This is a genomic window from Pseudomonas sp. H1h, assembly GCF_000633255.1.
Taxonomy (GTDB): domain Bacteria; phylum Pseudomonadota; class Gammaproteobacteria; order Pseudomonadales; family Pseudomonadaceae; genus Aquipseudomonas.
Window position 1 is genome coordinate 1 of record NZ_AYMJ01000022.1, and the last position, 25,434, is coordinate 25,434.

Annotated in this window: 22 protein-coding genes and 4 tRNA genes; 10 read left to right on the forward strand and 16 right to left on the reverse strand. The window is 60.0% G+C overall.

Annotation, left to right across the window (positions count from 1 at the left end; translation table 11 throughout):
• The 6 genes from U862_RS0119580 to U862_RS0119605 all read right to left on the reverse strand — a co-directional run.
• Positions 1–1,325: DUF6531 domain-containing protein (locus U862_RS0119580; RefSeq protein WP_029977740.1), on the reverse strand; the 1,325-nt coding region annotated here is incomplete at its 3' end.
• Positions 1,326–1,563: 238 nt separating this feature from the next.
• A complete protein-coding gene (locus tag U862_RS0119585; RefSeq protein WP_025111969.1) occupies positions 1,564–1,971 on the reverse strand; it encodes an SEL1-like repeat protein in 408 nt (135 codons plus the stop codon).
• A complete protein-coding gene (locus tag U862_RS0119590) occupies positions 1,972–2,343 on the reverse strand; it encodes a hypothetical protein (protein WP_003223109.1) in 372 nt (123 codons plus the stop codon).
• On the reverse strand, positions 2,340–2,681 hold the full coding sequence (locus U862_RS0119595; protein WP_025111970.1) for a helix-turn-helix domain-containing protein: 342 nt from the start codon (positions 2,679–2,681) through the stop codon (positions 2,340–2,342). The genes U862_RS0119590 and U862_RS0119595 overlap by 4 nt, the downstream gene beginning before the upstream one ends.
• A 113-nt stretch (positions 2,682–2,794) precedes the next feature.
• Positions 2,795–3,250, reverse strand: a complete 456-nt coding sequence (locus U862_RS0119600) for a YkvA family protein (RefSeq protein WP_025111971.1) — start codon at positions 3,248–3,250, stop codon at positions 2,795–2,797.
• 294 nt (positions 3,251–3,544) lie between these two features.
• Positions 3,545–4,261 carry an FKBP-type peptidyl-prolyl cis-trans isomerase gene (locus U862_RS0119605; RefSeq protein WP_025111972.1) on the reverse strand — a complete coding sequence of 239 codons (717 nt, stop codon included), beginning with the start codon at positions 4,259–4,261 and terminating at the stop codon, positions 3,545–3,547.
• 270 nt (positions 4,262–4,531) lie between these two features.
• Here U862_RS0119605 and U862_RS0119610 point away from each other — a divergent pair, with 270 nt between their 5' ends.
• Both U862_RS0119610 and U862_RS0119615 read left to right on the forward strand, forming a co-directional pair.
• Positions 4,532–6,340 carry a di-heme-cytochrome C peroxidase gene (locus U862_RS0119610; RefSeq protein ID WP_025111973.1) on the forward strand — a complete coding sequence of 603 codons (1,809 nt, stop codon included), beginning with the start codon at positions 4,532–4,534 and terminating at the stop codon, positions 6,338–6,340.
• A 26-nt stretch (positions 6,341–6,366) separates the two neighbouring features.
• Positions 6,367–7,503, forward strand: coding sequence for a catalase family protein (locus U862_RS0119615; RefSeq protein ID WP_025111974.1), 1,137 nt, complete (start codon positions 6,367–6,369; stop codon positions 7,501–7,503).
• A 99-nt stretch (positions 7,504–7,602) separates the two neighbouring features.
• Here the strand turns inward: U862_RS0119615 and U862_RS0119620 are convergent.
• From U862_RS0119620 to U862_RS0119635, 4 genes are all read right to left on the reverse strand, one after another.
• Positions 7,603–7,679: transfer RNA gene (locus U862_RS0119620), tRNA-Asp, on the reverse strand.
• A 19-nt stretch (positions 7,680–7,698) separates the two neighbouring features.
• Positions 7,699–7,774: transfer RNA gene (locus tag U862_RS0119625), tRNA-Val, on the reverse strand.
• A gap of 198 nt (positions 7,775–7,972) precedes the next feature.
• A tRNA-Asp gene (locus tag U862_RS0119630) sits at positions 7,973–8,049 on the reverse strand.
• A gap of 19 nt (positions 8,050–8,068) precedes the next feature.
• A tRNA-Val gene (locus U862_RS0119635) sits at positions 8,069–8,144 on the reverse strand.
• A 159-nt stretch (positions 8,145–8,303) separates the two neighbouring features.
• On the opposite strand from U862_RS0119635, the gene rdgC reads away from it, so the two are divergent.
• The 3 genes from rdgC (at position 8,304) to sugE (ending at position 10,773) form a co-directional block, all read left to right on the forward strand.
• Entirely contained in the window at positions 8,304–9,224 is a 921-nt protein-coding gene (gene rdgC, locus U862_RS0119640) for a recombination-associated protein RdgC (protein WP_003223096.1), read from the forward strand.
• A 149-nt stretch (positions 9,225–9,373) separates the two neighbouring features.
• Positions 9,374–10,339, forward strand: coding sequence for a bile acid:sodium symporter family protein (locus tag U862_RS0119645; protein ID WP_025111975.1), 966 nt, complete (start codon positions 9,374–9,376; stop codon positions 10,337–10,339).
• A gap of 119 nt (positions 10,340–10,458) precedes the next feature.
• Positions 10,459–10,773: a quaternary ammonium compound efflux SMR transporter SugE gene (gene sugE, locus U862_RS0119650; protein ID WP_003223093.1), complete on the forward strand. Its 315-nt coding sequence runs from the start codon at positions 10,459–10,461 to the stop codon at positions 10,771–10,773.
• Positions 10,774–10,869: 96 nt separating this feature from the next.
• Here the strand turns inward: sugE and U862_RS0119655 are convergent, their stop codons facing one another.
• The 4 genes from U862_RS0119655 to U862_RS0119670 all read right to left on the reverse strand — a co-directional run bounded on the left by U862_RS0119655 (position 10,870) and on the right by U862_RS0119670 (position 15,650).
• Positions 10,870–12,744 carry an MFS transporter gene (locus U862_RS0119655; protein ID WP_025111976.1) on the reverse strand — a complete coding sequence of 625 codons (1,875 nt, stop codon included), beginning with the start codon at positions 12,742–12,744 and terminating at the stop codon, positions 10,870–10,872.
• 97 nt (positions 12,745–12,841) lie between these two features.
• Positions 12,842–13,993, reverse strand: coding sequence for a TDT family transporter (locus U862_RS0119660; RefSeq protein ID WP_025111977.1), 1,152 nt, complete (start codon positions 13,991–13,993; stop codon positions 12,842–12,844).
• Positions 13,994–14,098: 105 nt separating this feature from the next.
• Positions 14,099–14,410 carry a cupin domain-containing protein gene (locus tag U862_RS0119665; RefSeq protein WP_025111978.1) on the reverse strand — a complete coding sequence of 104 codons (312 nt, stop codon included), beginning with the start codon at positions 14,408–14,410 and terminating at the stop codon, positions 14,099–14,101.
• 52 nt (positions 14,411–14,462) lie between these two features.
• The gene (locus U862_RS0119670) at positions 14,463–15,650 is read right to left on the reverse strand and encodes an MFS transporter (RefSeq protein ID WP_025111979.1); all 1,188 of its coding nucleotides are present in this window, start codon (positions 15,648–15,650) and stop codon (positions 14,463–14,465) included.
• Between the two features lie 91 nt (positions 15,651–15,741).
• Between U862_RS0119670 and U862_RS0119675 the strand changes: the two genes are divergently transcribed.
• Together U862_RS0119675 and U862_RS0119680 are read left to right on the forward strand one after the other, a co-directional pair.
• Positions 15,742–16,284: a TetR/AcrR family transcriptional regulator gene (locus U862_RS0119675; protein WP_025111980.1), complete on the forward strand. Its 543-nt coding sequence runs from the start codon at positions 15,742–15,744 to the stop codon at positions 16,282–16,284.
• Positions 16,285–16,506: 222 nt separating this feature from the next.
• Positions 16,507–19,983, forward strand: a complete 3,477-nt coding sequence (locus U862_RS0119680) for a PAS domain-containing hybrid sensor histidine kinase/response regulator (RefSeq protein ID WP_025111981.1) — start codon at positions 16,507–16,509, stop codon at positions 19,981–19,983.
• Positions 19,984–20,096: 113 nt separating this feature from the next.
• Here the strand turns inward: U862_RS0119680 and rmuC are convergent, their stop codons facing one another.
• Together rmuC and U862_RS0119690 are read right to left on the reverse strand one after the other, a co-directional pair.
• The gene (gene rmuC / locus U862_RS0119685; protein ID WP_177327353.1) at positions 20,097–21,461 is read right to left on the reverse strand and encodes a DNA recombination protein RmuC; all 1,365 of its coding nucleotides are present in this window, start codon (positions 21,459–21,461) and stop codon (positions 20,097–20,099) included.
• A 175-nt stretch (positions 21,462–21,636) separates the two neighbouring features.
• On the reverse strand, positions 21,637–21,960 hold the full coding sequence (locus tag U862_RS0119690; protein ID WP_081794902.1) for a hypothetical protein: 324 nt from the start codon (positions 21,958–21,960) through the stop codon (positions 21,637–21,639).
• 1,008 nt (positions 21,961–22,968) lie between these two features.
• Here U862_RS0119690 and U862_RS0119695 point away from each other — a divergent pair.
• The 3 genes from U862_RS0119695 to U862_RS0119705 all read left to right on the forward strand — a co-directional run bounded on the left by U862_RS0119695 (position 22,969) and on the right by U862_RS0119705 (position 25,368).
• On the forward strand, positions 22,969–23,193 hold the full coding sequence (locus U862_RS0119695) for a hypothetical protein (protein ID WP_007950419.1): 225 nt from the start codon (positions 22,969–22,971) through the stop codon (positions 23,191–23,193).
• A 274-nt stretch (positions 23,194–23,467) separates the two neighbouring features.
• Positions 23,468–23,950, forward strand: a complete 483-nt coding sequence (locus U862_RS0119700; protein ID WP_025111983.1) for a hypothetical protein — start codon at positions 23,468–23,470, stop codon at positions 23,948–23,950.
• A 146-nt stretch (positions 23,951–24,096) separates the two neighbouring features.
• Positions 24,097–25,368, forward strand: coding sequence for an OmpP1/FadL family transporter (locus U862_RS0119705; RefSeq protein ID WP_025111984.1), 1,272 nt, complete (start codon positions 24,097–24,099; stop codon positions 25,366–25,368).
• The last annotated feature ends 66 nt before the right edge of the window (positions 25,369–25,434 follow it).

Here is a 25,434-nt window from a genome sequence, read left to right on the forward strand (position 1 = left end):
AGTCCGACGTCGATCTCGACCGCGCTGGTGCGATACAACCGGGTGAACTCGAACGACAGGCGCCCATCGAGCGTGCCATCGGTGAGGGTCAGCAGTTCTTCGCCGGTGACCATCGACACCGGACAGCCGTTGGTACAGGTCAGCAGGGCGCAATCGGCGCTGTCGCCGTTGGGGTTTTTCGCTTGATCGGGAGCGTTATCGTGGTGCTCGTTTTTCTTTAGTGCGGCATTGCGCTTCGCATCCCAGCGCAACTGCATGCGGCCCTTTTTCACTCCGGCGGCATTGCCCCGCGCTGCGACAGTTTTGTACTGGTCGACGTAATGGATGAACGTGTTGACGATGCCGAAAATCGCCTTGACCAGGCGTTTCATAACCGAGAGCAGCTGGGCGGCGCGATCCGCCAGGCGCAGGGTCAGATAAGCGATACCTGCGCCAGCCCCGACGAATGTCAACACAACGCCGATCAGCACATCGATCAGCACCTGCACGATCATCATCGACGCCGTTTCAGCGGTTTTGCCGGCGATCTGACTGGGCGGCAGCATCTCCATCCAGAGACTCGCAGCACGCAGCAGCAAACACAGTGCCGCCTCGTCGCTGACCAGCAGTTGCAGCTTCTCCATCACCTGTGGAGCGGTTTGCGCCAGCTCGATCAGATCATCCGCCGCGCTCCCCAACCGTTCGGCAAACTTGCCGGGATCCTGCAGAATCTCCGACAGCATGCCGATGCTGTCCCACACGCCCTCGATCGCCGCCCAGCTCCCGGCGAGCATGCCGTTGCCCGCTGCCGTCGCCACCGACTGCGACCATTGCGGCCTGAACCCTTGCCACTCGCTACGCAGCCAGCCATCCAGTTCACGCGTCAACCCGCCATAAGCGGTAAACAGATCGTCGATCTGCTCCGGAGTGACCTCACTGCGCACCTGGACCCGGTAGAACTTGCCCGCTTCGCCGGCGAATGAGCCCTTACCCTGCGCATCCAGCGTGACCGGGGTGATCGTTCCACCATCCACCGCCACCACATCGACCACGATGTCGCCCAGCGGGATGTCGTACACCGACTCGAACTTGCTCTCGATCGCCATCACCCCGCCCTGCGGGCACTGGACGACGCTGGAGAAAAAATCGTTGTCGCCAGTGCTGACGGCGGTCACGCGATCGCCGAAGCGGATGATCCGCTCCATGCCCATCAGTGACGGCAAATCCGCCGCGTGACTGACCCGATCAGCCGCACGGCTCAACCAATGCTCAAGCTGTTGGCGATAGAGGTTGAGGGTGTCGGGGAAGCTGTCGAGTTCCTGCTCGATACGGCTGACGGCGTCCATCAGCGCACGCCACCCTGCGGGGTGGAATGAAAAACCGGGTCAAACATGAACGTTCCCTCGCGCAAAAATTAGGCGCGGGGACTTTGCGGGGAATCAATCAGGAAAGAAGTCAGGCGAGTAGGCGTTTGCTGTAGGACTAATCTGCAAAAGACCTATTACTACAAAACGTATAGCGATAAACGCAAACGTGGCGTGAGATTTCCCTCACGCCACGTTTATCGGGCCGACACAAATGAATTTACTGTGTTGAATCCCGCGCACTCAGCTCTTTGAGTTTATGCTCGGCCAACGGGTGGCCGGCCTTGGCGGCCAGGGTCCACCAACGCACTGCTTCCGTCGGGTCGGGCGCCTTGCTCGCAGTGCCGGCCAGGCTGATCACCCCGACCTGATAAGCCGCTTTGCCATCACCGGCGAGGGCCGCCAGACGCAACAACCGCACACCCTCTTCGCGGGCGCCCAGGCCAACACCACGAAACGTCAGAATGTGCCCGTAAAAGCTCTGCGCGCCAACGTCGCCAAGATTGGCCATGCGCGCGAACTGCCCTTCTAGCCAACGCCAGCCTCGAGGCTGACGGACAAACCACGACCAGTGAAACAACCGGCGTGCCAGCCAGTAACTGAGCTGCGCCTTGAGTCGTAAGAACACTCAGGCCTCCGCCGATTCCGGGTATTCATATTCGAAAACCCTGACCACTTCCGACGCATGCCAGGAGGCTGCGGCAACGCCATCAGATGGCCCGGAAAAACGCCCCAGACGTTCAACGCATTCAAAGAAACCGGTACGTGGCAGGCGGCTTGCGCCCTGGCTGATCACCAGCGAACTGCGCAACGGTTGTTCGGCCTTGGCGTCGAGTGCGGCGAGATGTTCCAGTGCGGCGGTCAGGGTCTGCATCGCCGGCGTCGGCAGTTGCAAACGTTCGAGCAACGCCCGATAGGTCAGTAAATGGCGCTGACGGCGCGCCTGATCCAATTCCCCCAGCAATCCGTCCCAATGTTGACGACTGATGCGTACGCTCACGATTCATCCCTCCAACCGGGCACCGTCAGTTCCCAGGCCAGGCTGCGGCGAATCGCGGCGTCAGGCTGACGCTCGCCACTTTCGATCATGGCCAGATAAGACGGGCTGATGCCTACCGTGCGGGCCAGCGCCTCGATGGCGATGCCCTTCCCTTCGCGCAAACTGCGTAATTGATCCAGACCTGGAAGAATCGGGTCCGGCGATGCTGCGGCCGGCACTGGCGCCTGCTGCTGCGGTGTTTCCTTGATGCCTGCTGCTTTCAGTAGAGCCTGATACTGGACCCATGGCAGAACCGCGTATTCGGGTTCGCCATCGCGTGCAATTATCTGAATATCCATGACTACCCCGTAGGACAACAACACTTAGCGAGTCGGCACTTTTCCCTAGAAGTGTAATCCTAACAGCGGCTAAGGTCGCGGGGGGTATCTATCTGTATGCAGACAGGAAGGAATCAGGGCTTTTTCGGGCCCTGAAGCTGAAGTTGTTCCGGGGTATCGGGCAGGCGCTCCACCACCGCGAGTTTTTCCGGCTGCTGCCGGTTGCGCCAGAGCCGAAAAGCATTGAGCTCATCGTCGAGGGTCTTCATCACCCAGGCCAGAACAGCAATGTCATCGAGCATGCCAAATACCGGGATGAAATCCGGGATCGCGTCCACCGGGCTGAGGAAGTACATCAGGCCCGCCACCACCGAGACCATGGCTTTCGGGCTGATGGCCCGATATTCGCCACGCCAGTAGGCCAGGCACAGCGCCTGAAGCAAACGCAGATCATCCTTGAGTTTGCCAAGGCGATTACCCTGCGCGGCACCCTTGCTTGCCACCGCGAACAACAGCGTCGGCAGACGCCCACGCGCCAGCAATCGACCGGCGAGGGGCAGAAATCGGGCGAAATTCCACGGCGCTTTCATCTATTTCTCCCGTTGAAATGTTATCCACACAAATTGTGGATAACCTTGTGAACAGAGCTGCATTTCAGCGCTGAGAGCCCCGTTTTATAAGGGCCGCGCTCAGATCGGGCGTTTTTTACTCACATAAAAAACCCCAATATTTCATTGACTTGGCGGCTCAAGGCGTCTAGCGCTGGCAGCCTCAATCTCTAGGACTGCTGTAAGCGCTATCCGTTCGCTCTGTTTACCGCCAGCATCGTCCAGATGCAACAACGCCCCGCATAAGCGAGGCGTTGTCTTCGAAGCTACAGCCGATTACTTGGCGGCAGCGTCTTCTTTGGCTGGATCCTTGATGGCCAGCAGTTCCAGGTCGAAGACCAGAACCGAGTTGGCCGGGATTGCCGGGCTTGGCGATTGCGCGCCGTAAGCCAGATCGCTAGGGATGTACAGTTTGTACTTCTCGCCAACGTGCATCAGTTGCAGACCTTCGACCCAACCCGGGATCACGCCGCTGACAGGCAGATCGATCGGGCTGCCGCGCTCGACGGAGCTGTCGAATACGGTGCCGTTGGTCAGCTTGCCGGTGTAGTGAACGGTCACTACGTCGGTCGGCTTAGGCTGTGGGCCGTCGGCTTTCTTGACCACTTCATACTGCAGGCCGGAAGCAGTAGTGGTCACGCCGGCCTTCTTGCCGTTTTCTTCGAGGAATTTCTTGCCGGCAGCTGCCGACTCTTCGCTCATCTTGGCCATACGCTCTTCAGCACGCTTTTGCAGCGCGGCAAAGGCTTCGACCAGTTCGTCGTCTTTCAGCTTCTGTTCTTTCTTGCCGACGGCATCTTCGATGCCCTGGGCTACCGCTTTGGAGTCCAGATCATCCATGCCTTCCTGAGCAAGGCTCTTGCCCATGTTCAGGCCGATACCGTAGGAAGCTTTTTGCGCCGGGGTTTTCAGCTCTACGCTGGTCTGCGAATCACAACCCGCGAGGACCAGGCTAACCAGGGCTACCGCCGCCGCCAACCGATGCTGTTTCATGCTATTTCCTTGTTCATGCGCCGAAAGGGCAATCGAGTAAAGCCGCGAGCTTATCAGGCCGCCACGACCAATGGCTACCGGCATGAGAGCAGGAAACCTCCGATAAGTTCAGGGATTAAAACGCATTCGGGCAAAGGGACGATGAAGCTTCTGTCATCTTCGCCTGACAAGGACTGACGAGACTTCCTACGACAGTTGGCGTAATGGCCACTTGCCGCACCTGCAACAGCTGAGGCATAACAGCGCAACAACTCGACAAGGATGTTTATCTTGCGCCTCTTATTCCGTGTGCTGACCCTGATCATCGTACTGCTGGGCCTGGCTCTCGCCGTGGTTCTGTACTACGTTGCCAACCCGAAACTGCCGTTCTACACCCCCGCCCAACAGGTGCATTATCTGAACCAGTGGAGTGAAGAGGAACGCCAGGTCTACTACTTCACCCCGCAGGGCACACAGGTCAAAGGCCTGCGTTATGAGTGGTTCCAGGCGCTTGAACTGCCCTTCTCCCGGCAGCGCTTTGCGTCCCCGGAATACCTCGCACGCTTCGGTTTTCTGGTCGATCCGCAGCAGAAAGCCACGCCGAACAATCCCGGCAATCTGCCGGTTGGCTTTGCCCGCCACCAGAATCCAGGCGACACCGAGCAATATCTGGATATCACCTGCGCTGCTTGCCACACCGGCGAATTGCGCTTCAAAGGCCAGGCCGTACGCATTGACGGTGGTTCAGCGCAGCACGTGTTGCCCTCCAGTGTTCCTGCATTGCGCGGTGGCAGTTTCGGACAGGCATTGGTCGCCAGTCTGACTTCAACTTACTACAACCCATGGAAATTCGAACGTTTCGCCCGACAAGTGCTGGGCAATGACTACGAGGCGCGCCACGCGCAACTACGCAAGGACTTCAAGGCCTCGCTGAACACCTTCGTGAAAGTCGCCTGGAACGACACCCACCGCGGCCTCTACCCGACCGAAGAAGGCCCGGGACGCACCGATGCCTTTGGCCGGATCGCCAACGCCACTTTCGGCGACGCGATCTCCCCCGCCAACTACCGCGTGGCCAACGCCCCGGTGGACTACCCACAACTGTGGGACATGTGGACCTTCGACTGGGTGCAATGGAACGGCTCGGCACAGCAACCGATGGCGCGCAACATCGGTGAGGCACTGGGCGTCGGCGCGACTTTGAATTTCTTCGACAGCAACGGTCAACCGCTGCAGGGCGATGCGCGTTATGCCTCCAGTGTGCGCGTGCGTGATCTGCACAAAATCGAAGAAACCTTGCAACACCTGCAACCGCCCGCCTGGCCGGAAGACGTGCTGGGCGCAGTCGACAAACCGCTGGCCGCCAAGGGCCGCGCGCTGTTTGCCGAGCACTGCGCCGGTTGCCACGTGCCGCGCAAGACTCAGGAGGGCGAGCGCTGGGTGCAGCATTTGCACATGCTGCCGGTGGACGTGATCGGCACCGACCCGAACGCCGCCACCAACATTGCCAATCACCGTTTCGACCTGACGCCACTGCAATGGAACCTGAAAGAGCTTGAGCAGATGGACGTCAAGCTGCATCCGACACCCACGCAACCACTGGATCTGAGCCAGCTATCGGTAGCCAGGGGCCTGGCCTACGTCACTGCCTTCGTTGAGAACCGCGCCTATCGCGAAGCCGGGGTCACCGCGCAGGAGAAGCCTCAACTCGATGGTTTCGGCCTGCCGATCGGCGTGCGCGAAAAAGTCGCCTACAAGGCAAGGCCTCTGGCCGGCGTATGGGCCACTGCGCCGTTTCTGCACAACGGCTCGGTGCCGAGCATTTATCAGCTGCTGTCGCCGCAGGATGAGCGCGCCACGACGTTCTATAAAGGCTCGTTCGAGTACGACCCGCGCCATCTGGGGTACCGCACCGAGGCCTTTGCCAATGGTTTCCTGTTCGACACACGGATCACCGGTAACCATAACAGCGGTCATGAGTTCCGCGCCGGCGAGCGTGGTAATGGCGTCATCGGTCGACTGCTGCAACCGGAAGAACGCTGGGCATTGCTGGAGTACCTGAAAGTGCTGGGCGGGCCGCTGGAAGAGCAATTGCCATGATGATCACCCCCTACAAAAGACCGTCCATGCTGGCCCGTATCTGGTTGTGGCTGGGACGACTGATTGGCAAAACCCTGTTGGCATTATTGATTGTCGGCCTGCTTGGCTGGGCCATCGCCAGCGCATGGTTTGCCTGGCAACACCGCGGCCCGGTGTCGGCGCAGGAACAGATACCCGTCGGCGAAGCGGCCATGACCCAGGACGTGATCCAGACTGCCGTACGCATCGTCGATCAGCACCGCGAAGGCACACGCTACCTGCGTGACGCGCATGCCAAGGCGCATGGTTGCGTGAAAGCCGAAGTGACGGTGTTGCCGGAACTGATACCAGCGCTGCGCCAGGGGGTTTTCAGCGAACCGGGTAAAACCTGGCAGGCGATGATTCGTCTGTCCAACGGCAACGCCTACCCGCAGTTCGACAGCATCCGCGACGCCCGGGGCATGGCGATCAAACTGTTCGATGTGCCCGGCAAACCGTTGCTCGGCGACCGTCAGGAGCGCCACGAGCAAGACTTCGTGATGTTCAGCCACCCGAACTTCTTTGTCAGTGACGTCGCCGAGTATCGTCAGAATGTGGCGGCTCAGGCTGACGGCAAAAAAATCATGGCGTTTTTTCCCGGCCGGGATCCGCGCACCTGGCAGATCCGCCACTTGTTCATCGCCCTGGCAACCCTGGCGCCAGCGCCGGACAGCCCGACCGGGACCACGTATTTTTCGGTATCGCCCTACAAGTTCGGTGAGGCCAATGCCAAGTTTCGGGTCGCGCCGGATCCGGACAATTGCCCGGCGTACGCCCTGCCCCCGCAAAACCACGACCTGCCGAACTTCCTGCGCAGCGCCTTGAATCAGCAACTGTCGACAGATCGCGTGCCTGCCTGTTTCGTGTTGCAGATTCAGCGTCAAGACGCGAGCAAGTACATGCCGATCGAGGACACCAGCATCGAATGGCGCGAGCAGGATTCAGCATTCGAAAGCGTGGCGCGGATCACTTTGCCTGCGCAGGACTTCGACACACCGGCGCTGAATCTGGCGTGTGACAACCTGTCGTTCAACCCGTGGTTTGGTATCGAGGCACATCGGCCGATTGGCGGGATAAACCGCTTGCGTAAAGCGGTGTATGAGGCGGTGAGTGACTATCGGCATAGCCAGAATGCTGCGCCGTGAGGCGGCGGGTTGGATTTCTTGAATCGCAGACAGCAAAAAGCCCGCACTAGGCGGGCTTTCTGTGGTGACCTGGCGTTCAGTGGGCCAGGTGACCGAATATGGCGCAGCGGACGGGACTCGAACCCGCGACCCCCGGCGTGACAGGCCGGTATTCTAACCGACTGAACTACCGCTGCGCGAAACGCTTGAAACGAATGGTGGGTGATGACGGGATCGAACCGCCGACATTCTGCTTGTAAGGCAGACGCTCTCCCAGCTGAGCTAATCACCCTTCGCTTCGTTACGGGACGCATTATGCCACAAGTTTTCGTAAAGTGTTGATTTAATTGAAGTTTTTTTCAAAAAAATCCGAAAACCGATGAAACGACACAAACCCGATGGAACAAGGTACAAACTTGAGACAGAAAAAAACCCGCCTCAGCGGGTTTTCCGTGGTGACCTGGCGTTCAGTGGTCCAGGTGACCGAATATGGCGCAGCGGACGGGACTCGAACCCGCGACCCCCGGCGTGACAGGCCGGTATTCTAACCGACTGAACTACCGCTGCGCTAAACACTTGAAACGAATGGTGGGTGATGACGGGATCGAACCGCCGACATTCTGCTTGTAAGGCAGACGCTCTCCCAGCTGAGCTAATCACCCTTCGCTTCGGTGTGGCGCGCATTCTACGGAGCGACCCAACCTCTGGCAAGCACTTTTTTAAATAATTTTCTCAGGCCTTCCAAAGGCTTAGAGAAGGGTTGGCCTATGAGACGGCGAAGACAATAATGCCCCCCTTTGTATAAAGGAGAGACTCACCCCATGTGGTTCAAAAACCTGCTTATCTATCGCCTGACCCAAGACCTGCCTGTCGATGCCGAGGCGCTGGAAACTGCACTGGCCACCAAACTGGCGCGTCCATGTGCAAGCCAGGAGTTGACCACCTACGGTTTCGTCGCGCCGTTCGGCAAGGGCGAAGATGCTCCACTGGTGCATGTCAGCGGTGACTTCCTGCTGATCGCTGCCCGTAAAGAAGAACGCATTCTGCCGGGCAGCGTCGTGCGCGACGCGGTCAAGGAAAAGGTCGAAGAGATCGAAGCCGAGCAGATGCGTAAGGTCTATAAGAAGGAACGTGATCAGATCAAGGATGAAATCATCCAGGCCTTCCTGCCGCGCGCCTTTATCCGTCGCTCGTCGACCTTCGCCGCCATCGCGCCGAAACAGGGCCTGATTCTGGTGAACTCGGCCAGCCCGAAACGCGCCGAAGACCTGCTTTCCACTATGCGAGAAGTGCTCGGCACCCTGCCCGTCCGTCCGTTGACCGTGAAAACCGCGCCAACCGCCGTGATGACCGAATGGGTCACCACCCAGCAAGCGGCCCCGGACTTCTTTGTCCTGGACGAGTGCGAACTGCGCGACACCCACGAAGACGGCGGCATCGTGCGCTGCAAGCGTCAGGACCTGACCAGCGAAGAAATCCAGCTGCACCTGAGCACCGGCAAAGTGGTCACTCAACTGTCGCTGGCATGGCAGGACAAGCTGTCGTTCATGCTCGACGACAAAATGACCGTCAAACGCCTGAAGTTCGAGGACCTGCTGCAGGATCAGGCCGAACAGGACGGTGGCGACGAGGCCCTGGGCCAACTGGACGCCAGCTTCACCCTGATGATGCTGACCTTCGGCGACTTCCTGCCGGCACTGGTTGAAGCGCTGGGTGGTGAAGAGACGCCGCAGGGCATCTAACGCCCGGTGAGTTTCAAAATTGTGGGAGCGAGCCTGCTCGCGAAGGCGCAGTGACAGTTAACATTAATGTGTCTGACACTCAGCCTTCGCGAGCAGGCTCGCTCCCACATTTGGTTTTGTGGTGTTCATTCAATAATAAGGAACAAGCCATGCGCGCACTGGCTGCACTGAGCCGCTTCGTCGGCAACACCTTCGCTTACTGGGTGCTGATTTTCGCTGTCGTCGCGTTCCTGCAACCGGCGTGGTTCCTGGGCCTCAAAGGCGCAATCGTACCGTTGCTGGGGCTGGTGATGTTCGGCATGGGCCTGACCCTCAAACTCGACGACTTCGCTGCCGTCGCCCGCCATCCGTGGCGCGTGGCGCTGGGCGTGGTTGCACATTTCGTGATCATGCCCGGCGTGGCGTGGTTGCTCTGCCAGCTCTTTCATCTGCCGCCGGAAATCGCCGTCGGCGTAATTCTGGTCGGCTGCTGCCCGAGCGGTACTTCGTCCAACGTGATGACCTGGCTGGCCCGCGGCGACCTGGCACTGTCAGTAGCAATTGCTGCCGTCACCACCCTGCTCGCCCCGCTGCTGACACCGGCGCTCATCTGGCTGCTGGCTTCGGCGTGGTTGCCGGTGTCGTTCATGGAGCTGTTCTGGTCGATCCTGCAAGTGGTGTTGCTGCCAATCGTGCTCGGCGTGGTTGCGCAACGTTTGCTCGGTGGCAAGGTGCGGCACGCAGTGGAAGTGTTGCCGCTGGTGTCGGTGGTCAGCATCGTGATCATCGTCACTGCGGTGGTGGCCGCCAGTCAGGCGAAAATCGCCGAGTCCGGGCTGTTGATCATGGCGGTGGTGATGCTGCACAACAGCTTCGGCTACTTGCTGGGCTACTTCACCGGACGCCTGTTCAAGCTGCCACTGGCTCAGCGCAAGTCGCTGGCGCTGGAAGTCGGCATGCAGAACTCGGGACTGGGCGCGGCCCTGGCCAGTGCGCACTTCTCGCCGCTGGCAGCGGTGCCAAGCGCGTTGTTCAGCGTCTGGCACAACATTTCCGGGGCACTGCTCTCGACGTACTTCCGGCGCATGAGCGAAAAAGAAGATCGTGAAACGGCGGCTCAACAGGCCGCCGACTGACCTCAAAACTTGATCCCCGGATTAATGCTCGTCAATATGTTGCGCAACGCGGGGACGACCCTGCGGCTCGATCGAGTTATTAATCTGGGGACGACCCCGTCAATCGATGGAGGTCTCTCATGTCCTGGATCATTCTGTTTTTCGCCGGCTTGTTCGAGGTCGGCTGGGCCGTCGGCCTGAAATACACCGACGGTTTCACCCGCCCCCTCCCCACCGTACTGACCGTTGCGGCCATGGCTATCAGCCTTGGCCTGCTGGGCCTTGCGATGAAGGAATTACCGCTGGGCACGGCTTATGCGATCTGGACCGGGGTCGGCGCCGTGGGCACGGTGATTGCCGGGATCATTCTGTTTGGTGAGTCGATGGCGTTGATTCGCCTGGCCAGTGTGGCGTTGATCATTACCGGGTTGATTGGCCTGAAGGTCAGCGCTTAGGCCACTGCCCTATCGCGAGCAGGCTCACTCCTACAGAGGTATGCGTTTCAACTGTAGGAGTGAGCCTGCTCGCGATGAGACCTTTAAAGTCAGTGATTATCTGACTGCCCCACGCAACTCCCCCACCACCCCCTGCAACTTCGCCGGTTCCGCAGCTTCCACAGCCACCGCCGAACCCGCCACCAACGTCACCCGCGACCACAACCGCTTGAACAAACCCTTGTTCGGGTCGCGACTGAAGAAACTCCCCCACAATCCCTGCAGCGCCAGCGGAATCACCGGCACCGGTGTCTCTTCGAGAATCCGAGTCAGCCCGCCCTTGAACTCATTGATCTCACCGTCCGTGGTCAACTTGCCCTCCGGGAAGATGCACACCAGTTCGCCGTCCTTCAGATATTGGGCAATCCGGGTGAAGGCCTTTTCGTAGATCTGGATGTCTTCGTTGCGTCCGGCAATCGGAATCGTCCCCGCCGTGCGGAAGATAAAGTTCAGTACCGGCAGGTTGTAGATCTTGTAGTACATGACAAAGCGAATCGGCCGACGCACCGCGCCGCCAATCAGTAAGGCATCAACGAACGAAACATGGTTGCACACTAGCAACGCGGCGCCTTCGTCCGGGATCGCCTCCAGGTTGCGGTGCTCGACGCGGTACATGGAATGGCTGAGCAGCCAGATCATGAAACGCATGCTGAACTCGGGAACGATCTTGAAGATGTACGCATTGACGCCGATGTTCAGCAGCGACACCACCAGGAACAACTGCGGAATCGACAGTTTGACCACGCTCAGCAACACAATCGAAACGATCGCCGACACCACCATGAACAGTGCGTTGAGAATGTTGTTGGCAGCGATCACCCGCGCCCGCTCGTTTTCGGCGGTGCGCGACTGGATCAAGGCGTACAGCGGCACAATATAGAAGCCACCAAAAATGCCGAGGCCGAGAATGTCGACCAACACCGCCCAAGTGTGCACAAAGCCCAGCACTTCAATCCAGCTGTGCCCGGTGATGCTCTCCGGGATTCCGCCGGAATGCCACCACAGCAGCAGGCCGAACACGGTCAGACCGAACGAGCCGAACGGCACCAGACCGATCTCGACTTTGCGCCCGGAGAGTTTCTCGCAAAGCATCGAACCCAGCGCAATGCCGACCGAGAACACGGTGAGAATCAGGGTGACCACGGTTTCATCGCCGTGCATCCACTCCTTGGCGTAGGCCGGGATCTGCGTCAGATAAATCGCCCCGACAAACCAGAACCACGAGTTGCCGACAATCGAACGCGACACCGCAGGCGTCTGGCCCAGACCAAGTTTGAGCGTGGCCCAGGACTGGCTGAAGATGTTCCAGTTCAGGCGCATTTCCGGCGACGCCGCTGCAGCGCGCGGAATGCTGCGACTGGCGAGGTAACCCAGCACGGCAATGCCGACAATCGCGGTCGATACCAGCGGCGCGTAATGCGTCGAGGACATGATGACCCCGGCGCCGATGGTCCCGGCGAGAATCGCCAGGAACGTGCCCATCTCCACCAGCCCATTGCCGCCGACCAGTTCATCCTCTCGCAGCGCCTGCGGGAGAATCGAATACTTCACCGGTCCGAACAGCGCCGAGTGGGTGCCCATGGCGAACAGCGCCACCAGCATCAGCGACAGGTGATCGAAGAGAAAACCGATCGATCCTACGGCCATGATCGCGATTTCCGCGAGTTTGATCAGACGAATAAGCGCGTCCTTGGCAAATTTTTCCCCGAACTGCCCGGCCAGCGCCGAGAACAGAAAGAACGGCAGGATAAACAGCAGTGCACACAGGTTGACCCAGATCGAACGGTCACCCTCGATGGTCAGTCGATAGAGAATGGCGAGAATCAGCGACTGTTTGAACACGTTGTCGTTGAAGGCGCCCAACGACTGCGTGATGAAAAAAGGCAGGAAGCGCCGGGTGCGAAGCAGGTTGAACTGTGAGGGGTGACTCATCTTCCGTGTTTCCCTGAGGTCGGTAGAGAATGGCCTGGATCTGAATATTGGAATCCCGATCCGCGATCCAGGCCACACATTACCTAAACTTTTCAGGTTATTTCTTCAAACCTGCAATACAAGGTGAGACAAACAGTTCACCGCGCCACGCACCTTGCACGGTGCGCTTACCGACGATCAGCCACATCACCGCCAGCAACGTCACCAGCACGCAGCCCACCACACTGAAAAAGCCGAGGTTGAGCGTGCTGGCGAGCTTGAGGGTCGCCAGCGAATAAACGCCCAGCGGGAAGGTGAAGCCCCACCAGCCAAGGTTGAACGGGATGCCATCACGCAGGTAACGCGCGGTGATCAACAACGCCATCAACATCCACCACAAGCCGAAACCCCACAGGGTGATGCCGGCGACCAAACCAAGCCCCGCAGCGATTTCACCGATGCCCGGCAGACCGTTGGCGGCGAAGATTGCCGGTGCATCGCTGCCCAGCAGCAACATGCCCAAGGCGCCGGTGCCGATCGGGCCGAGGGCCAGCCAGCTGGAGGCGGCCATGTTTTCGTGAGGCAATTTGTGCAGGGCCATGCGCAGCAACAGGATGGTCAGGATGCTGAACGCCACCGGCAGGGAAAATGCCCAGAGCACGTAGCTGGTAGTCAGCACCACCAGTTGCGCATGGGCGTCGGTCAGATGCGGCGCGAGCAAGCCACCGCTGGCCGCTGCCACTTCGGCCGCCACCACCGGCAGCAGCCAGACGGCGGTCATCTGATCGATGCTGTGTTCCTGCCGGGTAAACATCATGTAGGGAATCAACACGCCGCAGGCCAGCGACATCGCCACATCGAGCCACCAGAGCACTTCGGCGAGATGAATCACGCCCTCGCCCCAGCGTGGCAGACCGAACAGCAGAAAGCCGTTGATGATGGTCGCCAGGCCCATTGGAATGGTGCCGAAGAACATCGATACGGTGGAGTGACCGAAGATCCGCCGCGCCTCATCGAAGAACAGCACCCAGCGCGCGGCGTAAGCGAAGGTAAACAAGGTGAACAACAGAATGTTGAACAACCATAGGCCTTCGGCCACCGCGTGCAACCCGGGAATCGCCACCGGCAATTGCGCCAGCGCCAGGGCCAGCACGCCGGTGCCCATGGTCGCGGCGAACCAGTTCGGGGTGAATTGACGGATCACTTCACGCGGATGCTGAAGCTGGCTGAACGGCTTGATGCCGGGTTTGGTGCTGTTGGGGCAAGTCATCGTGAACTCCTGTCCTCAGGTGAGGTTGAGTCCATGGTAGAACCGAATCGAATATCTATATAACGGGTAATTTCTCTATCTGTTATCTAGTTCATAGATAAGCGTCTAGACACTGCCTTCGCTCTCGATCACTAGAATCCGCGCCGCCCCCTGCGGATGCGCCACGTGCTCGGTGCCGACCGAAGCGTAGAAAATGTCCCCGACCTCTAGCAGCACCTGCTTCTCTTCACCCTGTTCGCGATAGCGCATCTGCACCTGACCATCGAGCACCACGAACACTTCCTCGCCATCGTTGACGTGCCATTTATAGGGCTGGTCGGTCCAGTGCAGGCGCGTGGTGATGCCGTTCATGTTGGCGATGTCCAGCGCGCCCCAGGCACGCTCGGCGGTGAACGACTTGCTGCGGATAATGTTCATGTCTCGATCCGTGAAAAACAGGGCCGGCCAAGGCTAACCCAAACGGCGCCACTTATGGAGCACGGCAAACCTTCGCCGCACGTGGACGCAGACTGAGCAACAGCGCGCTCGTGGCCAGCACGATCAACGCGACGCCGTAACCATCGGTGGTCGCCAGCAGGCCGTAAGTGCGGGTCAAGTGCCCGGCCAACAACGCCGGCAGGCAGAACGCCAGATAACTCAGCGCGTAATACGCCGACATCAACCCGGCGCGCTCATGGGGCAAGGCCAACGGCACCAGGCTGCGCACCGCGCCAAGGAACCCCGAACCAAAGCCGCAACCGGCGACCAGTGTGCCGAGGAAAAACAGCGCCAGACTGGCGCTGTGCACACCAAGCAGAATCAGCAGCACGCCGATGGGCAGCAGGCTGGCGCCGATTTGCAGGGCTCTGCTGGCGGGACGATTGCGCAAGGTAAAGATCATCAGCGCACCGGTCACGGTCAACGCCGAGACAGTCGCGCCACCGATCAGATTGGACGTCGACCCGGTAGCGGTGCGCACCAACGATGGCGCCAGCGAGGCAAAAAAACCGCCAAGGGCCCAGGTCGCGGTGTTTAGCGGCAGCACGCGCCACAAGGTCGAGCGCGCCTGAACCGGGACATGCAGGGTTGGTCGCAACGATGCCCAGGCGCCGGCTTGCGGCGTCACACTTTCCGGCATGCGCCAGACGTACGCCGCTTGCAGTACAAACAGCCCGAGCAGCAGCCAGTAAGTCAGTTGCAACGGCGCTGGGGCGAACTCGGCCAGCAAGCCGCAGCCCATGCTGCCCAGCGCCATGCCGAGCAACGGTGCGACGCTGTTGATCAACGGCCCCTGCTGGCGATCGGTGTCGAGCAGCGTCGCACTTAAAACCGCGGTGGCCATGCCGGTGGCAAAGCCTTGCAACACCCGCGCGCTGATCAGCCAGGCGACACTATCGGCGCTGATAAACAGCAGCATCGCCAGTGCATTGAGCAGCACTGCGGTGAATATCACCGGTCTGCGCCCCAGATGATCGGACAGCGATCCGACCGTCAGCAGCGCTGCCAGCAAGCTCAAGGCATACACGCCGAAAATCAGGGTCAGTATCGCTGCCGAAAAATGCAGCTGATCCTGATACAGGTGATACAACGGCGTCGGCGCTGTGGAAGCAGCGAGAAAACTCAGTAAGGTGATCGCCAGAAAAATCAGGCTGCCACGGTTGGAAGCAAGGCTGGTCATGGGCACACTCCGCAAAAGCTAATTTTTTGCTTTTGCGGAGTGTGCTCTCGGCTTTGGCTTAAAGCAAATTCTTTGTGTTAAGGTCTGACGCATGGCTATTAAAGAAGGTTTACGCCCCGGCGGCCGCAGTGCCCGGGTGCAAAAGTCGATTCATTCGGCTGTCCGCGCACTTCTGCAAGAACAGGAGCGCAGTACCGTGACCGTGCCGCAAATCGCTGCACGCGCCGGCGTGACGCCATCGACGATCTATCGTCGCTGGGGGGATCTGGCTGCGTTGCTCGCAGACGTCGCCCTCGCCCGCATGCGCCCTGACAGCGAGCCGGCGCAAACCGGCAGCCTGCGCAGCGATATCCGCGCCTGGGCCGAGCAATACCTCGACGAGATGAGCTCCGAGCCCGGGCGCAACATGATGCGCGACGTGCAAGCCAGCGCCACGCCGGGGTATTGCGTGACGATCCTCGGCGCGCAATTGCAGACCATCATTGACCGCCACCCGGACGAAGCGGCGCCGAGCGTTGACCGACTGATCAATCTGGTGGTGGCGCCAGTGGTGTTCCGGATTCTGTTTTCGGCGGCGGCGCTGGAGGTCGAAGAGTTGCATCGGTTGATTGATATCGCGCTGCAGCAGGGCTGACGCCATCGCGAGCAGGCTCGCTTCCACAGGGGATTGCATACCAAATGTGGGAGCGAGCCTGCTCGCGAAGAGGCCCGACCAGTCAACTCAGAAACCACCCGGTTTCAAACCTGCGACACCCCGCCACGCCACGACCTTGGTCGACACTGACTAACCGCCGCACTCATGCGAGACTGTCCGCCCGGGCAGGAGTGCCGGGGAGTCTTCTGTCGGGAGTGTTGCATGTCGTTGTCCACCGGGCTGATCGCCGCCGTCGCCCTCGCCTACATGGCCATCATGTTCGCCATCGCCTTTTACGGCGACCGTCGCAGCGCGCCGTTGCCGCCGCGGATGCGCGCGTGGGTGTACAGCCTGTCGCTGGCGGTTTACTGCACCAGTTGGACATTCTTCGGTGCGGTCGGCCAGGCCGCCGAGCAGTTATGGTCGTTCCTGCCGATTTACCTCGGCCCGATCCTGTTGCTGCTGGGAGCGCCGTGGGTCTTGCAGAAAATGGTGATGATCAGCAAACAGGAGAACATCACCTCCATCGCTGACTTCATCGCCGCGCGCTACGGCAAATCGCAATCGCTGGCGGTGGTGGTCGCGCTGATCTGCCTGGTCGGCGTCCTGCCCTACATCGCCCTGCAACTCAAAGGCATCGTCCTCGGCGTGAACCTGTTGATCGGCGCCGGTGCCGACGCCATGGGCACCCGCGCCCAAGACACCGCGCTGATCGTGTCGCTGGTACTGGCGCTGTTCACCATCGTCTTCGGTACGCGCAACCTCGACGCCACCGAACACCACCGGGGCATGGTGCTGGCGATCGCCTTCGAGTCGCTGGTCAAGCTGTTCGCCTTTCTCGCCGTCGGCGCGTTCGTCACCTTTGGCCTCTACGACGGTTTCGACGACCTGTTCAATCAGGCGATGCTTGCGCCACGGCTTGAGGAATACTGGAAAGAAACCATCAACTGGCCGTCGATGGTGGTGCAGACCGGCGTGGCGATGATGGCGATCATCTGCCTGCCTCGACAGTTTCACGTCACGGTGGTGGAGAACATCGACCCGCAGGACCTGCGCCTGGCCAAGTGGGTGTTCCCGGCTTATCTGGCGCTGGCCGCGCTGTTCGTCGTGCCGATTGCCCTCGCCGGGCAGATGATGCTGCCGAGTCACGTGCTGCCGGACTCGTTCGTGATCAGCCTGCCACTGGCTCAGGCCCATCCGGCATTGGCACTGCTGGCATTTATCGGCGGTGCGTCGGCGGCCACCGGCATGGTGATCGTAGCCAGTGTGGCGTTGTCGACCATGGTCTCCAACGACATGCTGTTGCCGTGGCTGCTGCGGCGCAACAACGCCGAGCGCCCGTTCGAAGTGTTCCGCCAGTGGATGCTGTCGGTGCGCCGGGTGAGCATCGTGCTGATCCTGCTGCTGGCCTATGTCAGCTACCGCTTGCTCGGCTCCACCGCGAGTCTGGCGACCATCGGCCAGATCGCCTTCGCCGCGGTCACCCAACTGGCCCCGGCGATGCTCGGCGCGCTGTATTGGAAACAGGCCAACCGCCGCGGGGTTTTCGCCGGTCTGGCGGCCGGTACGTTCCTCTGGTTCTACACGCTGATCCTGCCGATTGCCGCCCACAGCCTTGGCTGGTCGCTGAGCACTTTCCCGGGCCTGGCCTGGTTGCACAGCAACCCGCTGAACCTGCCGATCACCCCGCTGACCCAAGGCGTGGTGCTGTCGCTGGCGGGCAACTTCACTCTGTTCGCCTGGGTCTCGGTGCTGTCGCGCACGCGGGTCTCGGAACACTGGCAGGCAGGACGTTTCATCGGTCAGGAAATCAGCGCTCGGCCGAGTGCGCGCTCGATGCTCGCGGTGCAGATCGACGACTTGCTGCAACTGGCAGCCCGCTTTGTCGGTGAGGAACGTGCGCGCCAGAGCTTCATTCGTTTCGCCTACCGTCAGGGCAAGGGCTTCAACCCGAACCAGAACGCCGACGGCGAATGGATCGCCCACACCGAACGCCTGCTCGCCGGTGTGCTCGGCGCTTCTTCGACGCGCGCGGTGGTAAAAGCCGCCATCGAAGGTCGGGAAATGCAGTTGGAGGATGTGGTACGCATCGCCGACGAAGCCTCGGAAGTCCTGCAGTTCAACCGCGCCCTGCTGCAAGGCGCGATCGAAAACATCACCCAGGGCATCAGCGTGGTCGACCAGTCGCTGAAACTGGTGGCCTGGAACCGGCGTTATCTGGAGCTGTTCAACTACCCGGACGGGTTGATCAGTGTCGGCCGGCCGATTGCCGACATCATTCGCTACAACGCCGAACGCGGCCTGTGCGGCCCCGGCGAGGCAGAAGTTCACGTTGCCCGGCGCCTGCACTGGATGCGTCAGGGCCGTGCGCACACTTCGGAACGCCTGTTTCCCAACGGCCGGGTGATCGAGTTGATCGGCAACCCGATGCCCGGCGGCGGCTTCGTCATGAGTTTCACCGACATCACCGCGTTCCGTGAGGCCGAGCAGGCGCTGACCGAAGCCAACGAAGGGCTGGAGCAACGCGTCAGCGAACGCACCCAGGAACTGTCGCAGCTCAACGTTGCGTTGACCGAGGCCAAAGGCAATGCGGAGGCGGCCAACCAGTCGAAAACCCGTTTCCTCGCGGCTGTCAGCCATGACCTGATGCAGCCACTGAACGCCGCCCGACTGTTCTCTGCCGCCCTCTCCCATCAGGATGACGGTTTGAGCAGCGAGGCGCAGCAACTGGTGCAACACCTCGACAGTTCGCTGCGCTCGGCGGAAGACCTGATCAGCGATTTGCTGGATATTTCCCGCCTGGAAAACGGCAAGATCAACCCGGATCGCAAGCCGTTTGCACTCAATGAACTGTTCGATACGCTCGGCGCCGAATTCAAGGCGCTGGCCCAAGAGCAAGGCCTGAGCTTCCGCGTGCGCGGCAGCCACTTGCGCATCGACAGCGACATCAAGTTGCTGCGACGGATTCTGCAGAACTTCCTGACCAACGCCTTCCGCTACGCCAAGGGCCCGGTGCTGCTGGGCGTGCGGCGACGTGGCGGTGAGCTGTGCCTGGAAGTGTGGGATCGCGGGCCGGGTATTCCGGAAGACAAACAACAGGTGATTTTCGAGGAGTTCAAACGCCTCGACAGCCATCAGACTCGCGCCGAAAAAGGCCTCGGGCTCGGTCTGGCGATTGCCGATGGTTTGTGTCGAGTGCTGGGCCACACGCTGCGCGTACGCTCATGGCCGGGGCGCGGCAGTGTGTTCAGCGTCAGCGTCAGCGTGCCGCTGGCCCGGGCACAAGCGGTGCCGGCGAACGCAGCGGTCGAGTTGAACGGCAAGTTGCTCAGCGGCGCACAGGTGCTGTGTATCGACAATGAAGACAGCATTCTGATCGGCATGAACAGCCTGCTGAGCCGTTGGGGCTGTCAGGTGTGGACGGCGCGCAATCGCGAGGAATGTGCGGCGTTGCTCAGTGAAGGCGTGCGGCCGCAACTGGCGTTGGTCGACTATCACCTGGACCATGGCGACACCGGAACGCAATTGATGGCGTGGCTGCGTACCACGTTGGGAGAGCCGGTGCCGGGAGTGGTGATCAGCGCCGATGGTCGCCCGGAGACGGTGGCGCAGGTGCATGCGGCGGGGCTGGATTATCTGGCCAAACCGGTGAAACCGGCGGCGTTGCGGGCGTTGTTGAGTCGGTATGTGCCGTTGTAACCGTTCGACTTGAGCGTTGCAGCGCTACCGCTGACGCCTTCGCGAGCAAGCCCGCTCCCACCTTTGGAATGCATTTCACTGTGGGAGTGAGCCTGCTCGCGAAGCTCTTCGGGTTATTCCGGGAGTTCGACGAGGCCATCGACATCCGTCATCGCCCGCTCCAGCAAATCAGCCGGCAAACTCTTGCTTGCCCGCGCGCCCAGCAACTTGAGCTGCTCGCTGCGGCTGACCAGGTTGCCGCGACCTTCGGTGAGCTTGTTGCGCGCCGAGCTGTAGGCCTTGTCCAGCTGTTGCAGGCGATTACCGACCTCGTCCAGATCCTGAATGAACAGCACGAACTTGTCGTACAGCCAGCCGGCACGCTCGGCGATTTCCCGGGCGTTCTGGCTTTGCCGCTCCTGCTTCCACAGGCTGTCGATCACCCGCAATGTTGCCAGCAACGTGGTCGGGCTGACGATCACGATGTTGCGGTCGAACGCTTCCTGAAACAGCGTCGGCTCGGCTTGCAGAGCAGCGGAAAATGCCGCCTCGATCGGCACGAACAGCAAGACGAAATCGAGGCTGTGCAAGCCCTCCAGGCGCTTGTAGTCCTTGCCGGCAAGGCCTTTGACGTGGTTGCGCAGCGACAGCACGTGCTGTTTGATCGCGATTTGGCCGATGCTGTCGTCTTCGGCGGCGACGTACTGCTGATAGGCGGTGAGGCTGACCTTGGAATCGACCACCACCTGCTTGTCGCCCGGCAGATAAATGATCACGTCCGGCTGAAAGCGCTCGCCGTCCGGACCTTTGAGGTTGACCTGGGTCTGGTACTCGCGCCCCTTCTCCAGACCTGCGTGCTCCAGCACTCGTTCAAGAATCAGTTCCCCCCAGTTGCCTTGGGTCTTCTGGCCTTTGAGGGCACGGGTCAAGTTGGTCGCTTCGTCGCTCAGACGCAGGTTCAATTGCTGCAAGCGCTCAAGCTCCTTGGCCAGCGAGAAGCGCTCGCGGGCTTCGGCCTGATAGCTTTCTTCCACGCGTTTTTCGAAGGACTGGATGCGTTCTTTCAACGGGTCGAGCAACTGACCCAGACGCTGCTGGCTGGTCTCGGCGAAGCGCTGCTCGCGCTCATCGAAGATCTTGCCGGCCAGCTCGGCGAACTGCGCACGCAGCTCATCGCGCGAGCCTTGCAGGTCGTTGAGGCGTTGCTGATGGCTATCCTGTTGCTCGCGCAGCTCGGCATTCAGCGATGCGGCCTGAGCGTCCAGGCGCCGCAGTTCGGCTTCCTTGTTGGCGCGCTCGATGTTCCAGGCGTGGGAGGCGTCACGGGCATCATCGCGCTCGATCTGCAACAGCTCGACTTCGCGGCGCAGGGCGGCCAGCTCAGCCTGCTTGGCGGCGTTGGCCTGCGCCAGATCAACCGTTTCATCGCGACTGGCTTCCAGCTGCGCGTTGAGCCCATCCTGCGCCAGTTGCGCCATGGCCAGTCGCTCTTCGAGCAAGGCGACCTCGGCTTGTCCGTTGCTCGCCCGGCGCTGCAGTTGCCAGGCCAGTGCCAGCAACGGCAACCCCGCGCCTGCCAGACCAAGCAACACGCTGGTCAAGTCCATAGCCATAGCCACTCCTGCCGATTCGATAAAGCCTGAAGGTTAACCAAGGCGCGGGACGTTGGACAGCTCAGTCTTCGAGCAGACCGAGTTCCTGTTGCGCACGTCGATCACCGGCACGCGCGGCCTGACGCAGCAGGTCCTGACCGATACGGCGATCCCGGGCGTTGCCGCACTCACGGCACATCAACTGACCGAGACGGCTCTGCGCCGCGACCACACCTTCTCGCGCCGGTTGCTTGAGCAGGCGCCCCGCCAGGTGCTTGGCGTTGCGGCTGTCGCCCAGACGCGGACTGTCGAGCAGCCATTCGGCCACACGCACGGAAAATCGCTTGGGAGGGGTAACACGAGGGTGTTCGGAGGTAACAGAGTCTGATACTGAGCGAAACTTCATAAAACACTGCGGGGTAGATCGGAAGGCGCGCCACTCTACTCTCTTTTTCGTACAGGTAAAGTCGAAAAAAACCCGGCACGCCCGTCCTAGAGCAAGCGCTAGGGACAATCCACAGAAGCTGTGGATAACTCAGTGGACAACCGCTCCCCAACCTCCGCAAAGCCTTGTGGAATGGGGCTCGCAGTCAAACTGACGATTTTTTCACCAACAAAAAAAAGCGATGTTTTTCATTGACTTAAACTTTTGATACAGGCAGCCACCGGGGTCAGGATTGATATGACAGTCGCGTGACGGTCTGCGCAACTAATGTGCACAAGTACCTGTTACCCGGTTATATCGATGCGCTTTTTCGGGTCGTTTTGCATCCCGGGCTGGGGATAAGCGGCCTGGCGATGGACAGGACTGCACGCTTTTGTGGCGACGGATGGTGCCTTCGCGAGCAGGCTCGCTCCAGAAGTAGACCGTGCCACCCTGCGGGAGCGAGCCTGCTCGCGAAGAGGCCAGTCCTGTCATCCATGATCCGCGCTATCGGTTGCAATCTTTTTTGCCGCAGGGTTTGCATTGCCCTGAACGATCCGTTAGTATCCGCGGCGTTAGTACCAAGCTGAAAGTCAATTCCGGTCGAACACATCCCCACGGTCAGCCTTCTTCACAGAAGCCCTCTACCGAAAAAGCGGGAGCGACCCCTCGATGGTTTCCAGGTAAAACTTGCGCCAACACAGCCTTTGAATGAATGCAAAGGGTGTTGCCAAGCACGCTTACTCTGACCGAACCAACCTGCAAATTGATCAGGATCTTCACCCCGGGCCCAGAACCTCTGCCCTTGATGTGTTGCCTGCCCTCCTAAGTACCTACCTGCCAGCCCAAGCGCGCCAACTTAATAGCGCTTCAAACTGGCTGCTTTGTTCCAGTCGGGTTCTTCGTACGACCAATGGTGGTCGACGTTACTGGAACGTTTTAACGTTGCACGGTTCTTATCCGTGTCATTTGTAGGAACACCTAATAACTATGTCTACTCAAATCCAGACTCAGGATGCCATTCGCACCCTAACCAATGCTTTTGCCCCAATGAACTGCCTGATCATGGCCGCTCGCAAAGGCTGCTTCAGCTTCACCGTGGTTAATGAACACGGAATCGCCCGCCACAGCGAGCGTCTGTACCCCGATCAATACTCCAGCGCCGAGCCGCTGCAGGCCGTGATCGATCGTACACGTCAGGCATTGATTGCCTGAGAGCCGAAAAGGCTGCAAAAGCAAAAGCCCCGCACAAAATGCGGGGCTTTTTATTGCCCGATGTTTCGCTTCTAGCCATGTACACGTAAGCACCATCGGATATAACGCTTTTGGCTCGCAGCCGGAAATATTTTAAAAACAGGCCTTTACGTCGCGAATATGACACTACACTTCAACTCAAGCGGCTTGATCCGCTTCCGGCGAGCCTGAGTCGATCCACCGCTGCCAAGGCCCCCTTCAGGTATCGCCGCCCATTACAAGAATCGAGGGCATTATGGGTATCGCTGCCAGCGAACTGTGTCGCTACGTGATCCGTCCCACATTGATTTATCTGGGACGTCACTGCGCAACCGCCGAATCCCTGCTCCTGGGGATCGCCGCCAGCCAGTCCGCCCTCGGCTCCGCTCTGCACGACCGCCGTGGCCACGGCCTCTACCGGATCGCCGAACATCGCCACCAGGCCCTTTGGGATCACTATCTGGCGCTGGATCCGGAGCGTGCCAGCCTGGTTCGCGGCCTCGCCAGTCAGCATGCTTTTCTCAGTGGCCCGCACCTGGAACTGACCGTCAACCTGCGTTACGCCACTGCCATCGCCTGGCTGCTGGTAGAAGAACAAAACCCCACCCTTCCCGACCCGAACGATCTGCTGGGCATGGCGCGAATCTGGCGCCAGACCTTCCAGCCGCAAGGGCGTCTGCGCGACTTCACCTACGCCTGGCAAACTTGTGTTTCACCGGTGAATCAGGTCGCATGTTGACCGCCCGGTTTTACAAGATCGCTTAACAGGTCGCGAATCTGGTCGGATTGTCCTACAAAACCGCTCTAACTCAAGCCATAGGGACTATAGCGCTGGAACGAAAATGTTGGTAATTTTCGCCCCGGTGATCACCAGGAGTTCTAATAATGAAAAAAGTAATGCTCAAAACCACCCTTAGCCTCGCCGTTACCATGGCATCCACCCAGATCTTCGCAGCTGGCTTTGCCATCAACGAACACAGCATTAGCGGGATGGGTACTGGTTACGCTGGGCGATCTTCTTCTGCCGACGACGCAAGCACTGTTTATGGCAACCCTGCCGGCATGTCGCGCATCACGCGCGAACAAGTCACCGGCGGCGTTGCATTCCTCGATGCCAAGACCGATATCAAAGACGCCAGCTCCAGCCCCAACGGCGGCAGCAACAAAGGCGACATGGTGCCCTTCACCTCCGTACCTATGGGCTTCTACGTCAAACCGATCGATGAGCATTGGGCATTCGGCCTCGGCGTATACGTGCCGTTCGGCCTGATTACCGACTACGAAAAAGGCTTTGCAGGCCGTTACTTCGGCAGCAAGTCCGAAGTGCAAGTCATCACCTTCCAGCCAACTGTCAGCTACAAGTTCAACGACGTGGTGTCGGTAGGTTTCGGTCCGACCATCAACCGTATCGACGGTACGCTTGAATCCAACCTGTCGATCACCCAGGCTGCGCCGGACGGCAAGGTCAAGATCAAGGGTGACGACACTGCACTGGGCTACAATATTGGCGTGCTGGTACAGGCCACCGACACCACTCGCCTGGGTCTGACCTACCACTCGAAAGTCGACTACAAGCTCGAAGGCAACACCAAGGTCAACTACGGTGTGCTGGGCGCAGTCGGTCTGGGCGCCGAGCAGAAGTACGACGCTTCGCTGAAGATCACCACGCCTGAGTCCGTGGACTTCTCGGTCACTCAAGCAATCAACGATCGCTGGAACGTCTATGCCGGTTCGACCTGGACCCGCTGGAGCCAGCTGAAGAAGATCACCGTTGAAAACTCGGGCGTCCAGCCGCTGCTGGCCGGTCAGTTCGGCGAGATCACCGAAGACCAGAACTGGCACGACTCCTGGGCTTACGCCGTGGGTACTTCGTACCAGTTGAACAAGGAATGGGTACTGCGCACCGGTCTGACTTTCGACCAGTCGCCGACCAACAACGTCGACCGTTCGCCACGTATTCCTACCGGCGACCGCACGATCTTCAGCATCGGTGCCGGCTGGAGCCCGACCGAAGACCTGACCATCGACGTGGCTTACTCGTACCTGAAGGAAGAGTCGGTCAAAGTCCACAACGAAAACGATCGTGGCCAGACCTACGACGCCAAGTATGAAAACTCGGCAAACGGTTTCGGTGTCGGCGCGACCTATCGCTTCTGATGCTGCACGGCGAGGTTAACCCCCTCGCCCACAAAAAAAGCCCCGCTCTCCTTGCAGAAAGCGGGG